This is a genomic window from Streptomyces sp. NPDC052910 (genome assembly GCF_055585605.1).
In genome coordinates, this window is record NZ_JBVJJR010000007.1 from 112,661 (window position 1) to 132,930 (window position 20,270).

Here is a 20,270-nt window from a genome sequence, read left to right on the forward strand (position 1 = left end):
TCACACGGCGGCGGCGCGGGCCGAGGGGAGTCCCTGCCGGGCTCTCCGTCGGGCCGCGCCGCCGCCGGTCGTTCCGGGGCCGGCTCAGCCCTTGAGCCGCGCCATCCACGCCTCGACGTCGGAGGACGTCCGGGGCAGGCCGGCGGAGAGGTTCCGGTTGCCGTCCTCGGTGACGAGGATGTCGTCCTCGATGCGGACGCCGATGCCGCGGTACTCCTCGGGCACCGTCAGGTCGTCGGCCTGGAAGTACAGACCCGGCTCGACCGTCAGCACCATGCCCGGCTCCAGGACGCCGTCCACGTACGCCTCGGTACGGGCGACCGCGCAGTCGTGGACGTCCATGCCGAGCATGTGGCCGGTGCCGTGCAGGGTCCAGCGGCGCTGGAGGCCGAGCTCCAGGACGCGCTCGACCGGGCCCTCGACGAGGCCCCACTCGACGAGCTTCTCGGCGAGGACGCGCTGGGCGGCGTCGTGGAAGTCGCGGAACTTGGCGCCCGGCTTCACCGCGGCGATGCCGGCCTCCTGCGCCTCGTACACGGCGTCGTAGATCGTGCGCTGGAGCTCGGTGTACGTGCCGTTGATGGGCAGCGTCCGGGTGACGTCGGCGGTGTAGAGGGTGTGGGTCTCCACGCCCGCGTCCAGGAGCAGCAGCTCGCCGGCGCGGACCGGGCCGTCGTTGCGCACCCAGTGCAGGGTGGTGGCGTGCGGGCCGGCGGCGCAGATGGAGCCGTAGCCGATGTCGTTGCCCTCGACCCGGGCGCGGAGGAAGAACGTCCCCTCGATGTAGCGCTCCGAGGTGGCCTCGGCCTTGTCGAGGACCTTCACGACGTCCTCGAAGCCCCGGACGGTGGAGTCGACGGCCTTCTGGAGCTCGGCGACCTCGAAGGCGTCCTTCACGAGCCGCTGCTCGCTGATGAAGATCCGCAGTTCCTCGTCGCGCTCGGCGGTGACCTTGTCGGTCAGCGCGGCCTCGATGCCGGCGTCGTGGCCGCGGACGGCGCGGACCGGGCCGGTGGCCGTGGCGAGGGCGGCGGGCAGCTCGCGGACGTCGGCGCACGGCAGGCCGTAGAGCCGCTCGGCCTCGGAGAGGCTGTTCCGGCGGCCCACCCAGAGCTCGCCCATGCCGTCGAGCCAGAACTCGCCGTTCTCGCGGTCGGAACGCGGCAGCAGGTACAGCGTGGCGTCGTGGCCGTCCGCCGCCGGCTCCAGGACCAGGACGCCGTCCTGCGTCTGGTCGCCGGTGAGGTACGCGTACTCGGTCGAGGCGCGGAAGGCGTACTCGGTGTCGTTGGAGCGGGTCTTGAGGTTCCCCGCGGGGATCACCAGGCGCTCGCCCGGGAAACGGGCCGAGAGCTCGGCGCGGCGCCGCGCGGTCTCCTGGGCCTGGGGTATCGGCTCCAGGTCGCGCAGCTCGGTGTCGGCCCAGCCGCTCTTCATGTTCTCGGCGAGCTCGTCGGAGACGGCCGGGTAGAGGCCGTTCTTCCGCTGCTTGATCGGCTCGTCGCCTTCGGGATTCTCGGGCGCGGGCTGCTCGGTCATGCTTTCCTCCTCGAACGGGGCCGTCCCCCATCGTAGGTGGGCCGAACGGCACCGGCAGAGGCCGGATGAGGAGCACCTGTCCGGATTCGCCACCGGGCGAATCCGGACGTATCACTCGAAATGCGCCACCAGGAGGACGACGTCCTCGCCGGAGCGGTGCGCGTCGTAACCGTCGGACGCGGCCGTTCCGCCGGCCTCGAGGTCCCCGGTGCGGCCGGGCCCGCCGGTCCGCGCGGCGTCGTCCGGCAGGACCGTGCGGAGGATGTGGTCGGCCACCGCCTCCGGGTCCCGCCGCGCCGCCCGGGGCACGCTCGCCGCCGCCGCGTGCAGCCGGGCGAAGGCCCGGTCCATCGCGTCGCCGGTCCGGTGCAGCAGCCCGTCGCTGTAGAGCAGGAGCGTTTCCCCCGGCGCCGGTTCGATCTCGACGCTGGGCGCCTCCCAGCAGGCCAGCATGCCCAGCGGCGCCGAGAGCGAGGTCTCCACGTACTCGGTGCGGTGGTCGCCGATGATCAGCGGCGAGCAGTGGCCGGCCGCGGCGACGACGACCTTGCGGCTGCCGGGGTCGCAGTAGGCGAAGAGGGCCGTGGCGGACCGGGCGGGTTCGGTCAGCCGCAGCAGCAGTTCCAGGTCGGAGAGGACGGCGACCGGATCCTCGCCCTCCATCACGGCGTACGCCCGCAGGGACGCGCGCAGCCGGCCGGTCGCCGCGACGGCGGAAGGACCCGATCCGGTGATGCCGCCGACGGCGAGGCCGAGCGCGCCCTCGGGGAGGGGGAGCGCGTCGTACCAGTCGCCGCCGCCGCGCGGGCCGGTGCGGTGCCGTACGGCGAGCCGGATGCCGGCGACGCGCGGCAGCCGGCCCGGGAGCAGCTCGTCGTGCAGGGCGGCCAGGGCGGTCCTGGCCCGGGCGAGCTCCAGCAGTCGGGCCAGGTGCCCGGCCGCGTGGGCGCAGTAGCGGGCGGCCAGCCGTCGCTGGCGTTCGGTGGGTTCGGCCGGTTCGTCGTAGAGCCAGACGGCGGCGCCGATCCGGTGGTCAGCCGGATCGGTGGAGCCGGTGCCAGTGCCGGTGCCGGGGGTGGTGGCGGTGACGGCGGACGGGATGGGGCCCGATGGGGTGCCTTCCGGCGGAGGGAGGTCCGGCGGGACGACGGGGGGAGGGACGACGGTGGGCGGCGCGGAGCGGGGTGGGGCGGCGGCGTCCAGCGGCACGGCGTAACTGGCGGCGTAGCCGAGCCGGGCCGCGACCTCGCGATGCCGGGGGTCGAGGTCCTTCTCGCCCGGGATGTCGGGGCGGGCGGTGCCGGAACGGGAGCCGACGGGCGGCAGTCCCTCGAGAAGGTGGACGTACGGATGGGACGTACCGGAGGGGGCAGGCGCGGGGGGCGACGGGTGAGCGGAGGGTGCGGGAGGAGGCGGGGCTTCGTGCGAGGTCCGGGAGGTTTGGGAGGTCCGGGAGGTCGGCGAAACCTGCGGTGCTTGGGGAGACTGGGGGGCTTGAGGGTCCCGACGGTTCCGGAGGTCCTGAGGGGACCTGGGGGGCTGATCGACCTGCGGGGTCTGATCGGCCTGCGGGATCTGAGAGGCGTTCCCGGCTCGGCGGTCGTTCCGGGACTGGCGCTGGTTCCGCGGCTGCGAGCCGTCCCGCTCCCGGGAAGAGTCGTTCCGCGTCCAAGAAGAGTCGTTCCGCGCCCGGGAATCCGTCGGCGCCTGGGAGCCCGTCCACGCCCCGGAATCCGTCGGGACGTGCGGAATGGTCTCCAGGTGGCCGAGATCGGCGCGGCCGAGCCCGAGGGTGGCGGTCGCGGTGCGCCCGGAGTCGTCGACCGGGTGGAGGGTGACCAGGCCGCGGCCGGCGCCCAGGAGAGTGGCGCCGGCGCGCAGGAGTTCGCGCAGCGCGTCGTCCAGATCCGTGATGCGGGTGAGGCGTTCGGTGAGTTCCTGGAGTGTGGTGAGGTCCGAGACACAGTTGGCGAGCCGGTCCTGGACGAGGGCATCGGGATTCCGGGGGCCGCGGGAGGCGCCGGAGGTTCCGGTGGCATCCGTGGCATCCGTGGCGCTCGTGGCTCCGGTGCCCGGGAGATCCGTGGGATCGGACGGGTCCGCGGTGGCGGCGAGGGAGGAGGGGCCCGCGGTGGCGGGGCCCGCGGCGGAAGCAGAAGCCACGGCCGGGGCGGGGAGCGGCGGATCGATTCCGGCCACTTTCGGAAGGTGGGGGGCGCTCATGGCCGTCTGCTCCGCCGGACCCGTGCGGAGACGGCCTCGGGGTCCGCCCCCGAGGGCGTCCGCAGAGCTCCGGCGACCGGCTTCGACCAGCCCGTCGGCCTGCGCGTTCCATGGAATAGCACCGCAAACCCCCTGTCGTGGTGCGCGCTATCGGTGACTCCACATGTACACGCCCCGGTAAGGCGATGTCCAGCATTGGACCAGTGGGAATGATGGTGTCTGAGGGGTTTTGAAGTTGGCCGGAAAATAGTGCTGTGCTCGCCGAATTGCGGTCGACTGGCCGTGCTCGACAGCGCGTCACCGCCACCGCGGTGGGTACGTACTTGAGGAAGGGCAGGGGGAGTTGGGGGCGCCCCGGAACCCGGCGGAACGCCCGGGCGTCTTACCCGGCAACGGCCGTGCCCGTCCCCGAGTGGCATGGGGGAACCCATGCCGTGGGCGAGGGGCGTACCGGCCCCAGCACCAAGCGCCATGCGTGCGCCACCCTCCGCCATGTTTCACGCTCGGCCCCAGGCGTGATGCGCTGCGTTGTACGCGCAGTGACCTGTGATCCATGTGGTGCGCCGACGATGATGCGCGGCGGCGCGTCGAGTGCCGCGCGAAGCGGCGCCCGTAGTGCCATGTAATGCGACACGCAGTGCTGCACCTGCAACGAATGCAGTGCCCCGAAGCAACGAATGCAGTGCCCTGACGGCCCTGGTCTCCGACCGGGGCCCACCTTCGGCGTTCACGGAAAGGAACGAGCGCTCATGCGCGAGATCCTCGGAAGGCGACGCAAGCTCTCGCTCCGGCGGCCCGGCCGGTCCGCGGTGGTCACCGCGGCCCTGACCTACGCCACGGAGTGGCAGTGGCCCGTACTCCCCGGTGTGGGCCTCCGGCCCGGCATCGGCCGCGTGCGCGAGTGCGGCTGCTCCCACCCGGACTGCGCGGTTCCGGGCGCACATCCCTTCGACCCCGGGCTGCTGGCGGCCACCACGGACGCGCGGATGATCCGCTGGTGGTGGACCAACCGTCCGGAAGCGCCGGTCGTGCTCGCCACCGGAGGGCGCGCGGCGAGTGCCGTAAGCCTCCCGGCGATCGCCGGGGCGCGCGCGCTGGCGGCCTTCGACCGCGCGGGCGTGCGCCTCGGCCCGGTGGTGGCCACACCGACGCGGTGGACGCTCCTGGTGGCGCCCTACTCGCTGGAGGTCCTCGGCGAACTGCTGCACAACCAGGAGTGGGTGCCCGGTTCGCTCCGCTTCCACGGCGACGGCGGCTACGTCGTCCTCCCCCCGTCCACCACGGGCCCCGGCCGGGCCCGCTGGGAGCGGGCGCCGCAGCCGGTCGGCGCGTCCTCCGGGCGCGACCGCACGGCCCGGCCGTTCGCGAGGGCCGCCGGTGCCGCGGGGGGCAACGGGGGCGGCGTCGCCACTGGTGCGGCGGCGGGGGCGCGGCCGTGGCTGCCGGACGTGGCCTCGGTCGTGGACGTCCTGGTCGAGCAGAGCGCGGCCACCGGGTCGCCCGGCGGCGGCAGCCGGCTGGCGTACTGAGCGGCCGGCAGCCGGACCACTGCCGACTGCCGACTGCGAAACGGCCGCGGAACGACGACGAACGGCCGTGGAACGACGGCGAAACGACTGCGGAACGACTGCGGACGACGGAATGAACCTCTCCGTCGGAAGCCGGACGGTAGCCGTGATCGGAAGCCGTGATCGGGGACCACGAGAGGTCCCGCACACCTCGGGCGCGGCTCGCCCGTGGAGCGCGTACGGACGGGAGACGCACGCGCTCTCACTCGTACGGGTGCAAGCCGCGCCGAGAACTGCGGGATTCGGGTGGTGAACGGCGGGGTGCCGGGGGTGACGACCGCTATGTTCGGGGACCGGGCCTGCGTCGGAAGCGGTGCCGGTCGAACGCCGGTCGTCGCCGGCGGGTTCCGACCGGACGCCGGTGAGGCCGCGCCGGTCCGGCGGGACGCGCTCGAAATCCGTCCCGCGTCCAGTGTCCGCGGCGAGTCGCAGGTGGTCCCATGGAGCGTGCGTCCGGTGTGCCCGGCGTGTCCCAGCCCGGCGTGTCCCAGCAACGTGCAGCGAATCTCAGGATGGTCGCGCTCGCGGCCGCTGTGGTGCTCGCCGTCGTCCTGCCGCTCGCGGCGGCGACGGCGGGCCCCGCGACCCCGGCGGGCCGGCCGAAGGCCGGAACGGACCGGAAACCGGCCGGGCCCCGCCCGGCGGCAGCCGGGACGCCCATGGCCCCGGCCGGCAAGGTGACGGACGAGGGCGCCGCGGACGCCCTCACGGCGGCGGCCGGCGCCCTGGGAGGGGGCGGGCGGACGCGCCCGGGCGCCTCGTCGCTCCCCGCGCGGCCACCGGTGGCCGACGAGCCGTCCCCCGCCGTGACCCGCTGCGGTCCCGAACTCGCCACTCCCGAGGGCCTGGAGGCCCAGACGTGCGTCCTGACCGAGGGCGCGGAGACCTGGGCGCGGACGTACTACCGGAACGGCACCGACGCCCCGGTCACCGGCGTGCTGACGTTGATGGCGCCCGACGGCGGGTCGCTCCAGACGCGCTGTCCGATGCCCGCCACGGACTCCCCGGACGCCTGTGAGACCCCCCACCGGCGGACCGTGCGCGGACATGGCGCATATGCGGCGGTCGCGGAGATCGCCTCGGCCGATGGGAAGCTGCTCCTCCGCTCCGGCGGCAACTCGGCGGAGCCCGGCGAGGATTGACGCGAGACCTGCGGAACGCCCACTTCCGGCGGGCGCCGGCGTTGCCACGGCCGCGTCCGGCCGCTCGCCCGGGGCGCGGGGGAGGCGTCGTGGCCGGCTGTCGCCCGCGCGCAGGAGAAACGTCGTGGCCTCGGCCTGCGGCGCTCGGAGAGGGGCGGCGGGGCGGCCTGAGGGGCTTCCTCGGGGGATCCCTGGGGCTCGGCTCCCGGAGACGCCCGATGATCCACGGCTGCGGCCGCCGGTATCCGGGCATGGAAGCGCCCGATCGCTGGCGACGGGGGATGCACCAGCGACCGGGCTCCTAGAACGGTAACAAGAGATCGGCGGTTCGCAAATTCGATCGTGGATTTCCGGACGCCGATTTCCGGTCTGACAGCGGGAGTTGTGACAGGAGTCACGCGAGTGGCGCCCTCCGAAGCCCGGAACCAAGCCTTCCACCGCCGACCGAGGCACGAGCCCCCGGCCCCGCCGACCACCACACCGGCCACCGGTCTCCCGGCCCCACCCCTCCGGGTCGCCGGGGTCCGGAGGGATGCGGACGGGAAGACGGAGGCCGCCTGCGGCCGAGCGCCCGCCCGCCGGGCACGGAAGAAGCACGGAGAAGCACGGAGAAGCCCGGAAGAAGCACGGAAGAAGCACGGGAGAGACGCGCACCGGTGCCCCCCGGACCGGACCCGACACCCGGACGGCCGCGCCGCCGGGCCCGGAGGGAGGGAGGGCGGGCGGCATTCGGGTGCCCCGCGTGGGGGTGGGGAGCGGAAGGGGGGCGGGCGGCGCCCAGCGCGGGAAGCGCGGAGGGCCGGCCGGATGCGGGTGAGTCCCGGAGGCCGGTGGGCGGATCGCAGCGCCCCGGGCGGCGGTGCGGAACAGCGACAGGCGCTTCCGCCCGGCGCCGCCCTGCCCGAGGGGAGCGATGAGCGGCCGGACGGGAACCGGGGGCGGCGGGTAAGTGGCAGCGCCCGCTTGGCGGTGCGGAACGGTGACGGATGGTTCCGTCGGAGTCCCGCTCGGGAGTGCCATGGGTGGTCGGGCGAGGCTGTCGAGGCGGCGGGCTGGTGGCGCCCGGGCGATCCCGCGGGGTGGTGCGGTACGGCGTCGGGCGGTTCTGTCGGAGTCCCGCTGGGGAGTGCCATGGGTGGTCGGGCGAGGCTGTGGAGGCAGTGGGCCGGTGGTGCCCGGGCGGCCCCGCGCGGTGGTGCGGTATGGCATCGGGCGGTTCCGTCGGCGCCCCGTCCGTGGAGTGCCGAAGGGCGGCCGGGCGAGGGCCGAAGGATCGGTGGGCGGGTGGCGCGTCGTAGCCCCCACGCGTCGACGTGGGACACCGGGACGACCGGCACGCGGCCTGCTTCGCCGCATCCGGTGTGCGGAGTCCGGTGTTCGGGAGGGCTATCGAGCGCGGCACATGTGGGAACCGAGGCCGCGGCCGGGTGTCCGCGGTGCCGCGTGCGGGGAACGGGTGGTGCGCCGGCCCCGGCGCGTCGATGCCGCCGGTGACGCCGGGTGGGCGGGCCCGCCGCGGCCGGCCCCGAGGGGTACAGGGTGTCAGCGGTCGTGCGCGGGAGCCGTGACGGCCCGTGGTCCGGTCGATGCCGACGCCGCGTGCCGGGACGGTACGTCCGGCTCGCCGCCCGGCGGCCTCGCGAGCCGAGCGCTCCGACGGGAGCCGGGTGGGGCGGCCGAAACGGGGGGCTCCTGCTGCGGTCATGCGAGGGCGGCGGTCGTCCGTCGCGGTGCGCGGGCGCCGCCCGTCTCGTACGCGGCGGTTGCCGGGCCGGGCCCCCGGCAACCGCGCCGGATCCGGCGCCGGGGCCTGTGCCTGTGGCCGGCGCCTGTGCCCGTGTCCATGCGGGTGTCTGTGCGGGTGGCGCATGACGTGCGACGTGCGACGACGGGCAGTCGTCCGGCCCGGACTCCCGACGCCCGGAGGGTGCGTGCGGCGGTCCGCGTCCGGCCGGGCGCTAGGCTCGCGCCCGTACGGGCCGGAGGCATCCGGCCGGCAGCCGGGGGACCGGCGGCCGGGCGTCCAGGTGGGCGGCCGGACGTCGGCGTTCCGGCGACAGGAGATCCGGTACCGGAGATCCGGACGTGAGGCATCCGGGAACGGAGCGCCACGGGCCGGGGCCCGGAAGTCCGGAGTCGGACGCATCGATCGGGAGACACGCACGCCATGGCCAAGAAGCGCCGCCCCCAGACGAAGGCCGCCACGCCGCGGGCCGTCGACGGTCCGATCCCCGTCGTCGGTGCCCGCGAGCCCTGCCCCTGCGGCTCGGGCCGCCGTTACAAGGCGTGCCACGGCCAGCAGGCCGCGCACGCCGCGGCCGAGCTGGTTCAGCGGCCCTTCGAGGGGCTGCCGGGCGAGGCCGACTGGGTCGCCCTGCGCGAGCTGGTGCCCGCCGCCACCGTGCCGCTCACCCTCAAGGACGGGCTGCCCGAGGGCGTTCCCTCGGTGACCCTGGCGACCGTGCTGCCCATGGCCTGGCCGGCCCTGCGCCGCGACAACGGCGCCGTCCTGCTCGGCCTGCAGAACGACACCGCGACCGGTGACCTCAGCCGCGACCTCGCGGACACACTCCGGCGCGCCCTCGCCGCCGAGCCCGGCACCCCCGTCACCGGCTCCCGCACGGGCGGCGACGGGCCGCGGCTCCAGGACCTGCTCGACCTCTCGGCACCCTTCGAGCCGGAGGTGCACACCGGCTTCGAGTTCTGGGTCGAGAACCCGGAGAACGCCACCGGCGAGGTCGCCGCCTCGCTGGAGCGGGCCAACGCCGCCGCGATCCCCACCGTCCGGCTCACCGGCGTCGAGGGCGCGTACTGGTGCGAGACGCCCGAGAAGAACCACCTGCGCTGGGTGATGACCCACCCGGAGGAGAAGCTGCTGGACGCGCTGGCGCGGCTGCACGCGGCCGGTGAGTCCTCACTCGGCGAGGGCACCCGGCTCGTCGGCTCGTTCCGCGCCCACGGCCTGACCGTGCCCGTCTGGGACCTGCCCACCGGCGTCGGCGCGGCGGACGTCGAGAAGCCGGCCGCGGCCTTCGCGGAGCGGCTGAACAAGGCCCTCGCCGACGAGTCGCCCCTGTCCGGCGAAGAGCGCCGGGCCCGCAGCGGCCTGAACAGCCGTCAGGTCACGCTCAACTGACCGTTCCGGAACGCTGTTTCCCGTTCCGGTGCCCGTCGTCGTCCGGCCCTCCGGGGCCGGACGGCACGGAGCCCGGCGTACGTCCCCTCGGGCCCGCCGGGTCCCTCAGGTCCCTCGGCCCCCTCGGACCCACCGGCTCTGCCCCCGACCTGCCGCGCCCGCCGGCGCGTCAGTGACGGGACCGCTGCCCCGGCGGCGACACCCTCACGTCGGCCCGCCACCCGGCGGCCCATGCGGTCGTCCGCCGACCCCTCAGGCCCTCAGCCCGTCACCCCGCCAGCCCGTCCAGGTCGGAGAAGTCGAGCTCGGCCGTAAGGTCGACGCGCGTAGCGAAACCGGCGCGGGCGGAGAGCGCGGCCCATACCGTCACCTCGCCCGACGTGTCGCGTACGCCCCACTCCTGGGACAGCGCGCTGATGATGTTGAGTCCACGGCCGCCGCGGGCCGTGACCGAGGGCGTGGCCGGAAACGGACGGGTCGGCCCGCCGCCGTCGGTGACCTCCACGGTGAGCCGTCCGCGCTCGTCCACTCGCCAGGCGGCGAGGACGCCGCCGTTGCCGTCGGCCCGTGCCGTGCCGTGCTCCCGGCTCAGCGGGCGCCCGTGCCGGTACGCGTTGCTGAGCAACTCCGAAAGAATCAGTACGGCGTCGTCGATGACCGGATCCGGTACCCCGCTCGTTCGCAGGTCCTCACGCATGCGGTGTCTCGCTTCGCCCACACCGGCGGGACCATGGGGTACGGCCATGATCGACGACGTGGGCACCTCCTGTGCCACCACCAACGCCACCCCCGAGACCTCCTTTGCCCCACGTCAGGGGATGGATGCCCCAATGGCCTGGACCGGAAACCGGCCACTCCGGGTCCGGTGGGGTCACTCGGACCGGCCGAACACGTACCGAACGCGCCGGGGCACACCCTGTCATGAGCGCGGGGGCGTGCGGACGCGTCCGACGGCGCGCGGTGACCGGGCCCGGCGGCCGGCCTCCGGCGGACGCCTGCTCCGGTCTTCCGGACGGCTTCCGGGCGGCTTCCGGACGGCACCGGTTCCCGCCCCCGGCGGAGGCCCGTTCCTCCTCCCCCGGGGAGACGCCCGCGCTGCCCCGGGGAGATGCCCGCGCTCCCACGGGGTGACGCCCGCGCTGCCCAGGGAAGACGCCCGACCCGCCTCAGCGCCGCCCGACCTGCGTGAGCACCGCTTTCGGCCGGTTGGTGATCACCGCGTCCACGCCCAGCCGCAGGCACAGTTCGACGTCCTCGGGCTCGTTGACCGTCCACACGTGCACCTGGTGTCCCGCCCGGTGCAGCCGTGCCACGTAGTCCGGGTGGGCGCGCACGATCCGGATGCCGGGCCCGGCGATGCCGACGCCGGGCGGCAGCCGGCCGTCGCGCAGCCGCGGCGAGAGGAACTGCATCAGGTAGACGGCGGGCAGGGCGGGCGCCGCGGCCCGGATCCGGTGCAGGGAGCGGGCGGAGAAGCTCATCACCCTTACGGCCGGGGGTTCTCCGGGCGGCGGCCGGTCGAGGCCGAAGCGGCCGAGGAGGGCGAGGAGCCGTTCCTCGACCCGGCCTGCCCAGCGCGTCGGGTGCTTGGTCTCGATGGCGAGCTCGACGCGGCGGTCCGCGTCGACGACGAGTTCGAGGAGCCGCTCCAGGGTGAGGACGGCGGTGTCGGCCGGATCGCCGGGGCCCGTCGTCTCGGTGTCGGGCGCCTCCGCGTCCGACGCGCGGCCCTTCCAGGACCCGAAGTCGAGCGCCGCCAGGTCGGCCAGTTCCAGGGACGAGACGGCTCCGCGCCCGTTGGACGTGCGGTTGACGCGCCGGTCGTGGACGCAGACGAGGTGCCCGTCCGCCGTCAGCCGGACGTCGCACTCCAGCGCGTCCGCGCCGTCCTCGATCGCCTTCCGGTACGCGGCGAGGGTGTGCTCCGGCGCGTCCTCGGACGCGCCGCGGTGGGCGACGACGGCCGGCGGGCGGCTTCCCGGGCGGGGCGCGGGGGCCGGGTACGCAGTGGTCACCGCGTTATGGTGCCACCGCCTGGCACAATCACGCATGGGACCTTTGTCCGGTCGCCCCGGCGGGGCCGCCGTCCGGGTCGCCGCGCCGCCCGGCCCGGCCGCTCCGGCGGATCCCGCTCGTCCGCGCAGTCCGTGCCGTCCCGCGCCGTGCCGTGCACCACCGGGGGCCGCCCAGGCCCGGGTGCCGGTCCCGGGTCCGCGCGGCGGGGCGGGTGGCGCGGCGGCGCACAGGGTCCGCTTACGGCGGCCTGACGGGCCATGGGAAAGGCTGACCCGGGTAGGTGTTCCGGCGTGGCCCCGCCCGTCCCGCAGCGGCTCCGGCCGTGAACGAACCGACGCACGTGATGAGGAGACCACCGTGAGCACCGAGAACGAGGGCGCCACTGTTCCTTCCCCGGATGGTTCGCGGACGGGGTCTCCGGCTCCGGGGGCCACGGAGGCGTCGACGCCGCCCGCGCCGGCTTCTCCCCCGGCCGCGCCGGCCGCGCCGCCCGCAGGTTCCGCGGCGCCGGAGGACCGGGACGGACGGACCGGGCAACCGCCGGCCGTCCCCCACGCCCCGGCCGCTCCGCCGGCCCCCGGAACGCCTCCCGAAACGTCCCCCGGAACGCCTCACCCGTCCGCGGAGACGCCTCACCCGTCGGCTGAACAGGGCCAGTGGTTCAACGCCGCGGGCGCCCCGACGGCGGGTGCCCCCACGACGTACGGCCCGGTCCCGCAGGACGCGGCCGGGCACGGCGGCCCGCTCGTACCGCTGGCCGCCCCCTGGGGCGCCCCCGAACCGCTGCGGCGCCGGCGCGGTGGCGGCCTCGCGGCGGCGGTCCTGGTGGCCGCGCTGGTCGCCGGGGCGGCCGGCGGCGGCATCGGCTACTGGGCGGCGAACCGGAGCGACACCTCCTCCACGACCGTCTCGGCCCCCGGCGATCCGAAGACCGCCAGCAGGACGCCCGGTTCCGTCGCGGACATCGCCGCCAAGGCGCTGCCCAACGTCGTGACGATCGAGGCGCAGGGCAGCGGCGGCGAGGGCGGCACCGGCACGGGCTTCGTCTACGACACCGAGGGTCACATCCTCACCAACAACCACGTCGTCGCCTCGGCCGCCGAGGGCGGCCGGCTCTCCGTGACGTTCTCCAACGGCAAGCAGTACGACGCGGAGGTCATCGGCCGCGCCCAGGGCTACGACGTCGCGGTCATCAAGCTCAAGAACCCGTCCGGGGCCAAGCTCAGCCCCCTCCCGCTGGGCGACTCGGACAAGACCGCCGTCGGGGACGCGACGGTCGCGATCGGCGCCCCGTTCGGCCTCTCCGGCACCGTCACCACGGGCATCATCAGCGCCAAGAAGCGCCCCGTCGCCTCCAGCGACGGAGGTGGCAGCGGCAACCCCTCCTACATGAGCGCCCTGCAGACCGACGCCTCGATCAACCCCGGCAACTCGGGTGGCCCGCTGCTCAACGCCCAGGGCGCGGTCATCGGCATCAACTCGGCCATCCAGTCCGCCAACAGCGGCGGCGGCTTCCCCGGCTCCCAGGGCCAGTCCGGCAGCATCGGGCTGGGCTTCGCCATCCCCATCAACCAGGCGAAGAACGTCGCCGAGCAGTTGATCAAAACCGGAAAGCCGGTCTACCCCGTCATCGGGGCCACCGTGCTCATGAAGGACGCCGGCGCCGGCGCCCGCATCGCCGACAACGGCACCGACGGCACCGCGGCCGTGACGCCCGGCGGCCCGGCGGACAAGGCCGGCCTGAAGTCCGGCGACGTGATCGTCAAGCTCGCCGACACCAAGATCGACAGCGGCCCGACCCTGATCAGCGAGATCTGGACGCACAAGCCCGGCACCAAGGTCCCGATCACCTACATCCGCAACGGCAAGCAGACGACGACGGACATCGTCCTGGGCGAACGCACCGGCGACAAGGACAAGTAACCCGCCCACCGCCCCCGCCCCGACCTCTGGGTCTCCCCGCCCCAACCGGCACCCGGTAGGCTTTCCCCCGCGCCACGGCGGACAGCCCGGCGCGGGGAGGCTTGCCCGAGCGGCCTAAGGGAACGGTCTTGAAAACCGTCGTGGCAGCGATGTCACCGAGGGTTCAAATCCCTCAGCCTCCGCTGTCGAACAGCCCCCGGCCCGGGAAACGGGCCGGGGGCTTCGGCTTGTGGGGTTCGGAGTCCGACAGCTTCGCGGTTCTCCTGGCGTGGTGCCGTTCTCCGGGCGTGTGTCGTTTCCCGGCCGGGCGGAAGGGTGCCCGCCGGGTGGGGGCGTCAGAAGAGGTCGCGGTACTGGTTGAAGCCCGTGCCGATCCTCGTCTTGGCCTTGAACGGCGCGGTGGCCTTGCCCGTGCCCCGGTAGAGCCACAGGACGCCCTTGGGGTCGCGGGCGAGGAGGTCGCTGTGGCCGTCGGCGTCGACGTCGCCCGTGGTCACCAGCCGGTCGAACCGGTTCCAGCCGCCACCGACGCGCGTCCGGGCGGCGAACGGTTTCCGTGCGTCGCCCGTGCCCTTGTACAGCCAGAGGACACCCTGCTTGTCCCGGGCGACGATGTCGGCCCGCTTGTCGCCGCTCAGGTCGCCGAGGCCGGTGATCCGCGTGTACCGGCCCCAGCCCGGGCCGATCTTCGTGCCGGGGGTGAGCGAGCCGTTCGCCTTGGTTTGGAAGCGCCAGAGGGCACCCTGCCTGTCGCGGGCCAGCAGGTCGGGGTGGGCGGCGTGGGTCAGCGTGCCGGGCGAGAAGACGTTGTCGTACCGGCCCCAGCCGCCGGCCACCCGCTTCAGCTCACCGCCCCGCCAGAGGTTCAGTGTCCCGTCGTCCATGACGTGGTACGCGCCGTCCTGATAGCCCGTCAAATCCGGGTCGACCGAGGCGACGTACTTGAGGTGGGGCCAGACGTAGCCACCCGAGCGGGGTTCGAATCCGCCCATCCCGTTGTTCTGGTAGACGTACATCTGGCCCGACCGCAGGATGCCGGACAGGAAGAACGACGGCGCGAGAGGCGTCGGTGCGCGCCACCCGGCCTTGGCGGTGATCCGTGCCGTGCTCTTCTTCGGCCCGGCCGTCGCGGGGGCGTCGCCGCCCTGACCGGCGGCGGCCGCGGTGCCGGCGGTGGCACCGACGCCGGCCAGAGCGGCGACGATCGCCGAGGTGACGAGACGCGACAGGGTGCGCGCCTGCCGGGAGGACTGGGTCACGTAAGGCTCCAAGGTCATACGGAACGATGTCTGCGGCGCCTCCTGAGGGCGGACGCGCCCGCCTTATTCTCCCGATCTTCATACCGGTGCCCCAAAGGGTTCCGGTGGAGCGGCGGGTGGGGCGTGGCGTGGTGCCGTGCGTCCTGTGCCCCGGATCACAGCCGCCTGTCGGTCACACTCGTACGGCCGGGTCCGTCAGTGCGATGACAGCGAACAACACGGCGGCGAGGCCGCGGTGGTGGCGGATCGAGGAGGAGATGACGATGGCGGAGCGCGCGATCACGGCAGAGGTGGCGGCGGAGTCCCGGATGTCGGACCCGGTGGAGCTGATTCCGGAGATGGCGGAGGTGTCGGCTGCGCTGTTCAAGGCCGTGGGCAACCGGACGGTGCCGCGGCGCACGATCAGCCTGGTCCACCTGCGGGCCGGTCAGATCGTCGGCAACACGTACCTGACCATGCTGCACACGGACCTGCTCCGTAAGGCCGGGGAGACAGAGGAGCGGATCACGGCGGTGTCCTCGTGGCAGGACGCGCCCTACTTCACCCCCGCCGAGCGGGCCGCGCTGGCGCTCGCGGAGGCGGTGTTCCAGCCGTCGACGCACGGTGAGCGGGTGTCCGACGAGCTGTACGCGCAGGTGGCCGAGCACTACGACGAGAAGGAGCTGGCGACGCTGACGGTCGCGATCGGCCAGGTCGGCTTCTTCATCCCGCTGGCCCTCATCGCCAAGCCGGTGCCCGGGCGGACGTTCTCCGAGCAGTGGAAGTGAAGCGGTGAGAGGGTGACGGCGCGCCGTCCGCCGGGTGGTGTGCCCCCCACCGCCCGGCGGACGCGGCGCGCGGCCGCCGCCGCGAGGTTCAGGAGGCGGCCCTGCGCCGGACCGGCGTGAGCAGGGTCAGGTGCGTACCCGGCCGGCCGGCGCGCCGTCCGGCCACCGTGGGGTACGTGCCGACGCGGCCGGCCGGCCGCCACGGGGCGCCGAGACGCTTGGCCGTGTACATGGCCTCGTCGGCGCCGCGCAGGAGTTCGGAGAGGGCGGCCCCCGGACGGTGTGCGGTGTGGCAGAGGCCGATGGAGGCGCGAGGGGCGAGAGTGACGGTTCCCGCGTCGAGAGGGGCGGAGAGCCGGGCGGACAGGCCGTAGGTCAGCTCGTCGTCCGGGTCGGTGTCGGGGTCCAGGCGGACGACCGCGGTGAACTCGTCGCCGCCCAGCCGCGCGGCGAAGCCGCCGCGCGCGGCGCACCACGCGGCGAGCCGGCGCCCCACGGCGGCGAGAACCTGGTCACCCACCGCGTGCCCGTGCGTGTCGTTGATCTGCTTGAACCCGTTGAGGTCCAACAGCAGCACGGCGGCCTGCGGGTGGCGCACCGCGCGCTGGGCGCGGGAGGTGAACTCCTCCCGCCGCATCAGGCCGGTGAGCGGGTCGGTGCGGGCGGTACGGAGGCGGCGGGCGAGGAAGAGGGCATGGGCGGCCCAGCCGACGGTCGGGGCGGCGATGGGCAGGACCTGGAATATGAGGTTCGTCATGGGGTGCCTTCCCGTGCGATCGGTGGTTCTTCGGGAGGTTCGGGGCTTCGGGGCTTGGCAGCTTCGGGGCTTCGGGCCTCTGGATCTTTGGGTCTATGGGTTGTGGAGTGCGGTTTTTGCGGGGCGCTGTGAAGGGGAGGGGCGAACGGAGCGTCCCCAACGTCCGTGCCGCGCGGCGGAGTTCGGCGCCGAGCGCTCACCCGGCCGGCCCGGGGCGGGCGGATCGGTCGGGTCCTGCCGTCACTGTTCACCGTCTGGCCGCAGCCGGAGGGCTGTTGCCGTCGAACGGAACCCGTTGCACGGCCTCCGTCGAACGGAGCCCGTTGCGCGGCGTCCGTCGGACAGAGCCGGTTGTACGGCGTTCGGCGAACGAGGCCGGCGTCCCCCGCCGTCCAGGGAGCCCGGCGCCCGGGAGCCGACGGTCCCCGCCCGTGGCCGTTACCCGGTGTTCACCGGTCGGCGTGATCAAGGCGGCGGGGGAGTACGCCCGGGCGGAACAGCAGGGAAACGGTTTGTCCCGTGGGGTTTTCGGGCGATCGGGGTGACCGGGTGAGGGTGTGCGGCGGGATGCGGGGACCTGTGGAGGTGGTGAAGGTTTATCCAGGGAACGTCATGCTTGCGAGGGAATGGGGAGCAGCAGGGGGTTCGGTGGGAATTCGGTGGGCAAATCTGCTGTCGCGACGTCGATGATCCGCAGGGCGGCCGGCCAACCGCCTTGCCAGGGCAAGCAGTTCTGTATGGAGGCATGACATGGCAAGCACCCGCACGGCAGCCCGTATCCTCGCCGCGGTCGCCGCCCTCCCGATGGCGGCCCTCCTCTTCGCCGGCACGGCGCAGGCCGACGACGGTCCCCGGGGGCAACTCGCTAACAGGGGCTCCAACGCGGCGATCGCCGGTGTCGTCGGCAGTGGTGTCGGAGGCAGCAACCATGGGAACTCGACGACCACCCAACAGGTCGCCACGGGCACCGGAGCCACGAACCAGGACAACACCGCGAGTGTCACCGGCCCCGGCCATACCGCCATCCAGCAGGAGAACGTCCGGGTCGTCTTCGCCAATATCCACGACGACGACTGACCCCGGCCGACCAGGGCCACCGCCCCGCTCCGAACCTCCCTTGGCGGCCGAAGCGGCAGAGGTGACCGGCCGACTGTAGCCACAGGGGTTTTCGGGGCGGGGCCGGGGGAGGGGGACTGTGGTGACCGGTGGCGGCTGGGCGGTGGGCGGTCCGGGAGGCCAGGGGGCCCGGGGGGCCTACAGGGCCAGGGAGGGCCAACGAGGGTGGCGTCACACGAGGGCGAGAGGTGTGGGAGCGGGCGGCACGGGCTGTGGATCCCAGGAGTGGCGGGGGACACCCGGAGGTTCGGAGGCTTCCGGCAGTACAGAGACTCGAGGAGATCAGAGAGCCCAAGGCGTTCAGGGGGACGAGGGGGGCTGAGGTGGCCGAACGGCGGGCCAAGGGGTGAGGTGACGAGAGCGCACAGGGAACGGAACAGGGTCTGAACGGCCGCGCGAGGGTGCCCCGGTACTCGCCGCGCGGTCGCTCGTCGTCGATGGTGGAACGTACGGCGGAACGTACCGAAACAACGGTTTCGTCACCCTGGAGCCGGAGTTCCCACGTCCGGGCTGCTTCTCGGGCCAGACGGATGAATGGAGGGCGTGTCAGCGAAGGCCCATGGGATCCTGGACCTTGACTTCGCCGTATGGACGCACGAAGAAGGATCATCGGATATCTCGTCGCCCTGATGGCGGGCATGGCCCAGCTCCCGGCCGGTTACGCGCCCGCCACGGCGGCCGACGCGAAGGCGCCGATGGCCAAGGCACGCGCGGTGTTCCGGGGCCGGGCGTTCGACACCTGCCAGGCCCCGTCGCTCGTGACGCTGAGGGCGTGGAAGACGTCCCCCTACCGTGGTGTCGGCGTCTACTTCGCCGGTGACGGGCGGGCCTGCCCCCGCCAGCGGTGGCTCAGTCACACGTGGCTCACCGGCGCCCGTGATCTCGGCTGGCGCGTGCTGCCGCTGTACGTCGGCTCGCAGTCGCCCTGCGTCCGCTCGGAGACCAAGAGGGTCATCCCCATCGGCGACGAGCCGGAGGACCAGGGGGCGGAGGAAGCCGTCGAGGCGGTGGAGAAGGCGCGGCGGCTCGGGATCCTGCCGGGCAGCCCGATCTACCTCGACATGGAGGCGTACAACGACAGGGACGAGGACTGCGCCGCCGTCACCCTGGCGTTCGTCCGGTCCTGGAGCAGCACGGTCACCCGGAACGGCTACATCTCCGGCTTCTACAGCAGCGCTGAGTCCGGGATCCGGCACATGGAACGCGCCCGGCGCGCGGGCGTCAAGTCGCTGCCGTCGGTGATGTGGTTCGCCCGCTGGCGCGTCACCGCCTCGACCGAACACGAGCGCACCCTCTCCCGGTACGCCTGGCAGCCCCACCGGCGCATCCACCAGTACGCCGGCGAGGTCACGGAGACCCACGGGGGCCGGAAGCTGACGATCGACCGGGACCTGGTCGACGCACCGGTGGCCGTCATCGGGTGATCGCGGCGGAGGGGGAGGCGGGACCAGGGCGGGACCAGGGCGGAGTGGACGCAGGGGAGGCGGGGGATACCGGGACGTGGGGATGCGGGAAGCGGGGACGCAAGGGAGCGGAGGCCTTGGGGGCCGACCCCGCCGGCCCGGGCTCGGACCTCGCCGGTCCAGACCCCGCCGACCACACAGGCCCTGCCAGCCCCGCCGGCCGGGCCGCAGAGCAGAGGCCTCACTGGGCCCCGACCCTGACCCCAATCGTGACCGCGACCGCTACCCCGACCGCGACTCCGCCCCCTCCCCGGTTTCCTTCCCCACCCCGGTTCCGCCACCTCCCCGACTCCGCCCCCCTCCTCGGTTTCCTTCCCCTCCCCGACTCCTCCCCTCCTCGCCCCGGCCCTGGTCAGAGCGCCGGCCCCGGCCGTCCGCCGCCCCCTCGTGGCCTCCCCGCCCCCGTTCCGCCCGCCCGGACCGATACCGCCGTCGCGCCGTCTACCCCTCCAGGAGGTGGGGGCAGCCCCACCAGTACGACCTGAGGGGGATCGGTCTTCGGCACTTGCGGCCGATCCGCCGGGTACGAGGGCGCTCCTAGCGTTGAGTCATGACCACGACCGTGTGCCCCAGTGCATCCACTGCCGTGTACCCGTCCTTTTCGTCGTATGTACGGGCACGCGGTCCGGTGCTCCAGCGCACCGCCCGCTCGCTGACCGCGAACCCCAGCGACGCCGAGGACCTGCTGCAGACCGCGCTCACCAAGACCTACCTGGCCTGGGAGCGGATAGAGGACCACCGGGCGCTCGACGGTTACGTCCGGCGCGCGCTGGTCAACACGCGCACCTCGCAGTGGCGCAAGCGGAAGGTCGAGGAATACCCCTGCGACGAGCTCCCCGAGCGCGAGACGCCGCCCGCCCCGGACCCGGCGGAAGCGCAGGCACTGCGCGACGCGATGTGGCGCGCGGTGCACCGGCTCCCGGACCGGCAGCGGGCCATGGTCGTCCTCAGGTATTACGAGGACCTCACCGAGGCGCAGACCGCCGAGCTGCTCGGCGTCTCGATCGGCACGGTCAAGAGCGCCGTCTCGCGCGCCCTGGGCAAACTGCGGGAGGACCCGGAGCTGGCGCGGGCCGCCTGACGGAGCGGGGGCGACGGGTCGCGTGACGGAGCGGGGGTGACGGGTCGCGTGACGGACCGGGGCGACGGACCGCGCACGGGTGGGACGACGAATCGAGTAACAGGCCGGGACGACGGACAGCGCAAGGGACCGCGAGCCACGGACAGCGCAAGGGGCCGCGAGCCAACGTCCCAGCCCCGCGCCCGACACTCCGGACGCCGTACCGGCACCGGCACCGGCACTGGCACAAGCACCGGTACACCCGCATCGGCCCGCCTCCCCGCCGCCCCCAAAAGATCAA

Annotated in this window: 13 protein-coding genes, 1 tRNA gene and 1 pseudogene; 9 read left to right on the forward strand and 6 right to left on the reverse strand. The window is 74.0% G+C overall.

Features of this window, described 5'->3' with window-relative positions:
• Window positions 1-84 precede the first annotated feature (84 nt).
• Window positions 85-1,539: an aminopeptidase P family protein gene (locus ACZ6X9_RS24515; RefSeq protein ID WP_469780156.1), complete on the reverse strand. Its 1,455-nt coding sequence runs from the start codon at window positions 1,537-1,539 to the stop codon at window positions 85-87.
• Between the two features lie 111 nt (window positions 1,540-1,650).
• Entirely contained in the window at window positions 1,651-3,738 is a 2,088-nt protein-coding gene (locus ACZ6X9_RS24520; RefSeq protein WP_469780157.1) for a PP2C family protein-serine/threonine phosphatase, read from the reverse strand.
• 773 nt (window positions 3,739-4,511) lie between these two features.
• Between ACZ6X9_RS24520 and ACZ6X9_RS24525 the strand changes: the two genes are divergently transcribed.
• The 3 genes from ACZ6X9_RS24525 to ACZ6X9_RS24535 all read left to right on the forward strand — a co-directional run bounded on the left by ACZ6X9_RS24525 (window position 4,512) and on the right by ACZ6X9_RS24535 (window position 9,608).
• Complete coding sequence (locus tag ACZ6X9_RS24525) at window positions 4,512-5,291, forward strand: bifunctional DNA primase/polymerase (RefSeq protein ID WP_469780158.1); 780 nt, start codon at window positions 4,512-4,514, stop codon at window positions 5,289-5,291.
• A 479-nt stretch (window positions 5,292-5,770) separates the two neighbouring features.
• Window positions 5,771-6,472, forward strand: a complete 702-nt coding sequence (locus tag ACZ6X9_RS24530) for a hypothetical protein (RefSeq protein ID WP_469780159.1) — start codon at window positions 5,771-5,773, stop codon at window positions 6,470-6,472.
• Between the two features lie 2,167 nt (window positions 6,473-8,639).
• On the forward strand, window positions 8,640-9,608 hold the full coding sequence (locus tag ACZ6X9_RS24535) for a DUF5926 family protein (RefSeq protein WP_469780160.1): 969 nt from the start codon (window positions 8,640-8,642) through the stop codon (window positions 9,606-9,608).
• A gap of 268 nt (window positions 9,609-9,876) precedes the next feature.
• On the opposite strand, the pseudogene ACZ6X9_RS24540 reads toward ACZ6X9_RS24535, so the two are convergent.
• A pseudogene (locus ACZ6X9_RS24540) lies at window positions 9,877-10,531 on the reverse strand (ATP-binding protein).
• A gap of 243 nt (window positions 10,532-10,774) precedes the next feature.
• Window positions 10,775-11,623: a glycerophosphodiester phosphodiesterase gene (locus ACZ6X9_RS24545; RefSeq protein ID WP_469780161.1), complete on the reverse strand. Its 849-nt coding sequence runs from the start codon at window positions 11,621-11,623 to the stop codon at window positions 10,775-10,777.
• A 358-nt stretch (window positions 11,624-11,981) separates the two neighbouring features.
• On the opposite strand from ACZ6X9_RS24545, the gene ACZ6X9_RS24550 reads away from it, so the two are divergent.
• Together ACZ6X9_RS24550 and ACZ6X9_RS24555 are read left to right on the forward strand one after the other, a co-directional pair.
• Entirely contained in the window at window positions 11,982-13,547 is a 1,566-nt protein-coding gene (locus tag ACZ6X9_RS24550) for a S1C family serine protease (protein WP_469780162.1), read from the forward strand.
• Window positions 13,548-13,642: 95 nt separating this feature from the next.
• Window positions 13,643-13,729, forward strand: a tRNA-Ser gene (locus tag ACZ6X9_RS24555).
• 153 nt (window positions 13,730-13,882) lie between these two features.
• On the opposite strand, the gene ACZ6X9_RS24560 is transcribed toward ACZ6X9_RS24555, so the two are convergent.
• On the reverse strand, window positions 13,883-14,824 hold the full coding sequence (locus ACZ6X9_RS24560) for an FG-GAP repeat domain-containing protein (RefSeq protein ID WP_469780163.1): 942 nt from the start codon (window positions 14,822-14,824) through the stop codon (window positions 13,883-13,885).
• Between the two features lie 245 nt (window positions 14,825-15,069).
• On the opposite strand from ACZ6X9_RS24560, the gene ACZ6X9_RS24565 reads away from it, so the two are divergent.
• Complete coding sequence (locus tag ACZ6X9_RS24565; protein WP_469780358.1) at window positions 15,070-15,573, forward strand: carboxymuconolactone decarboxylase family protein; 504 nt, start codon at window positions 15,070-15,072, stop codon at window positions 15,571-15,573.
• Between the two features lie 88 nt (window positions 15,574-15,661).
• Here the strand turns inward: ACZ6X9_RS24565 and ACZ6X9_RS24570 are convergent, their stop codons facing one another.
• The gene (locus ACZ6X9_RS24570) at window positions 15,662-16,330 is read right to left on the reverse strand and encodes a GGDEF domain-containing protein (protein ID WP_469780164.1); all 669 of its coding nucleotides are present in this window, start codon (window positions 16,328-16,330) and stop codon (window positions 15,662-15,664) included.
• 750 nt (window positions 16,331-17,080) lie between these two features.
• Between ACZ6X9_RS24570 and ACZ6X9_RS24575 the strand changes: the two genes are divergently transcribed.
• The 3 genes from ACZ6X9_RS24575 (at window position 17,081) to ACZ6X9_RS24585 (ending at window position 19,990) form a co-directional block, all read left to right on the forward strand.
• Window positions 17,081-17,407, forward strand: coding sequence for a hypothetical protein (locus tag ACZ6X9_RS24575; protein WP_469780165.1), 327 nt, complete (start codon window positions 17,081-17,083; stop codon window positions 17,405-17,407).
• A gap of 626 nt (window positions 17,408-18,033) precedes the next feature.
• A complete protein-coding gene (locus ACZ6X9_RS24580; RefSeq protein WP_469780166.1) occupies window positions 18,034-18,870 on the forward strand; it encodes a glycoside hydrolase domain-containing protein in 837 nt (278 codons plus the stop codon).
• 589 nt (window positions 18,871-19,459) lie between these two features.
• Window positions 19,460-19,990: a SigE family RNA polymerase sigma factor gene (locus ACZ6X9_RS24585; RefSeq protein ID WP_469780167.1), complete on the forward strand. Its 531-nt coding sequence runs from the start codon at window positions 19,460-19,462 to the stop codon at window positions 19,988-19,990.
• The last annotated feature ends 280 nt before the right edge of the window (window positions 19,991-20,270 follow it).

Coding starts and splice junctions, on each gene's coding strand:
- ACZ6X9_RS24515 (WP_469780156.1), bottom strand. CDS start 1,539: ATGACCGAGCAGCCCGCGCCCGAGAATCCCGAAGGCGACGAGCCGATC.
- ACZ6X9_RS24525 (WP_469780158.1), top strand. CDS start 4,512: ATGCGCGAGATCCTCGGAAGGCGACGCAAGCTCTCGCTCCGGCGGCCC.
- ACZ6X9_RS24530 (WP_469780159.1), top strand. CDS start 5,771: ATGGAGCGTGCGTCCGGTGTGCCCGGCGTGTCCCAGCCCGGCGTGTCC.
- ACZ6X9_RS24535 (WP_469780160.1), top strand. CDS start 8,640: ATGGCCAAGAAGCGCCGCCCCCAGACGAAGGCCGCCACGCCGCGGGCC.
- ACZ6X9_RS24560 (WP_469780163.1), bottom strand. CDS start 14,824: ATGACCTTGGAGCCTTACGTGACCCAGTCCTCCCGGCAGGCGCGCACC.
- ACZ6X9_RS24565 (WP_469780358.1), top strand. CDS start 15,070: ATGGCGGAGCGCGCGATCACGGCAGAGGTGGCGGCGGAGTCCCGGATG.
- ACZ6X9_RS24570 (WP_469780164.1), bottom strand. CDS start 16,330: ATGACGAACCTCATATTCCAGGTCCTGCCCATCGCCGCCCCGACCGTC.
- ACZ6X9_RS24575 (WP_469780165.1), top strand. CDS start 17,081: ATGGCAAGCACCCGCACGGCAGCCCGTATCCTCGCCGCGGTCGCCGCC.
- ACZ6X9_RS24580 (WP_469780166.1), top strand. CDS start 18,034: ATGGACGCACGAAGAAGGATCATCGGATATCTCGTCGCCCTGATGGCG.
- ACZ6X9_RS24585 (WP_469780167.1), top strand. CDS start 19,460: ATGACCACGACCGTGTGCCCCAGTGCATCCACTGCCGTGTACCCGTCC.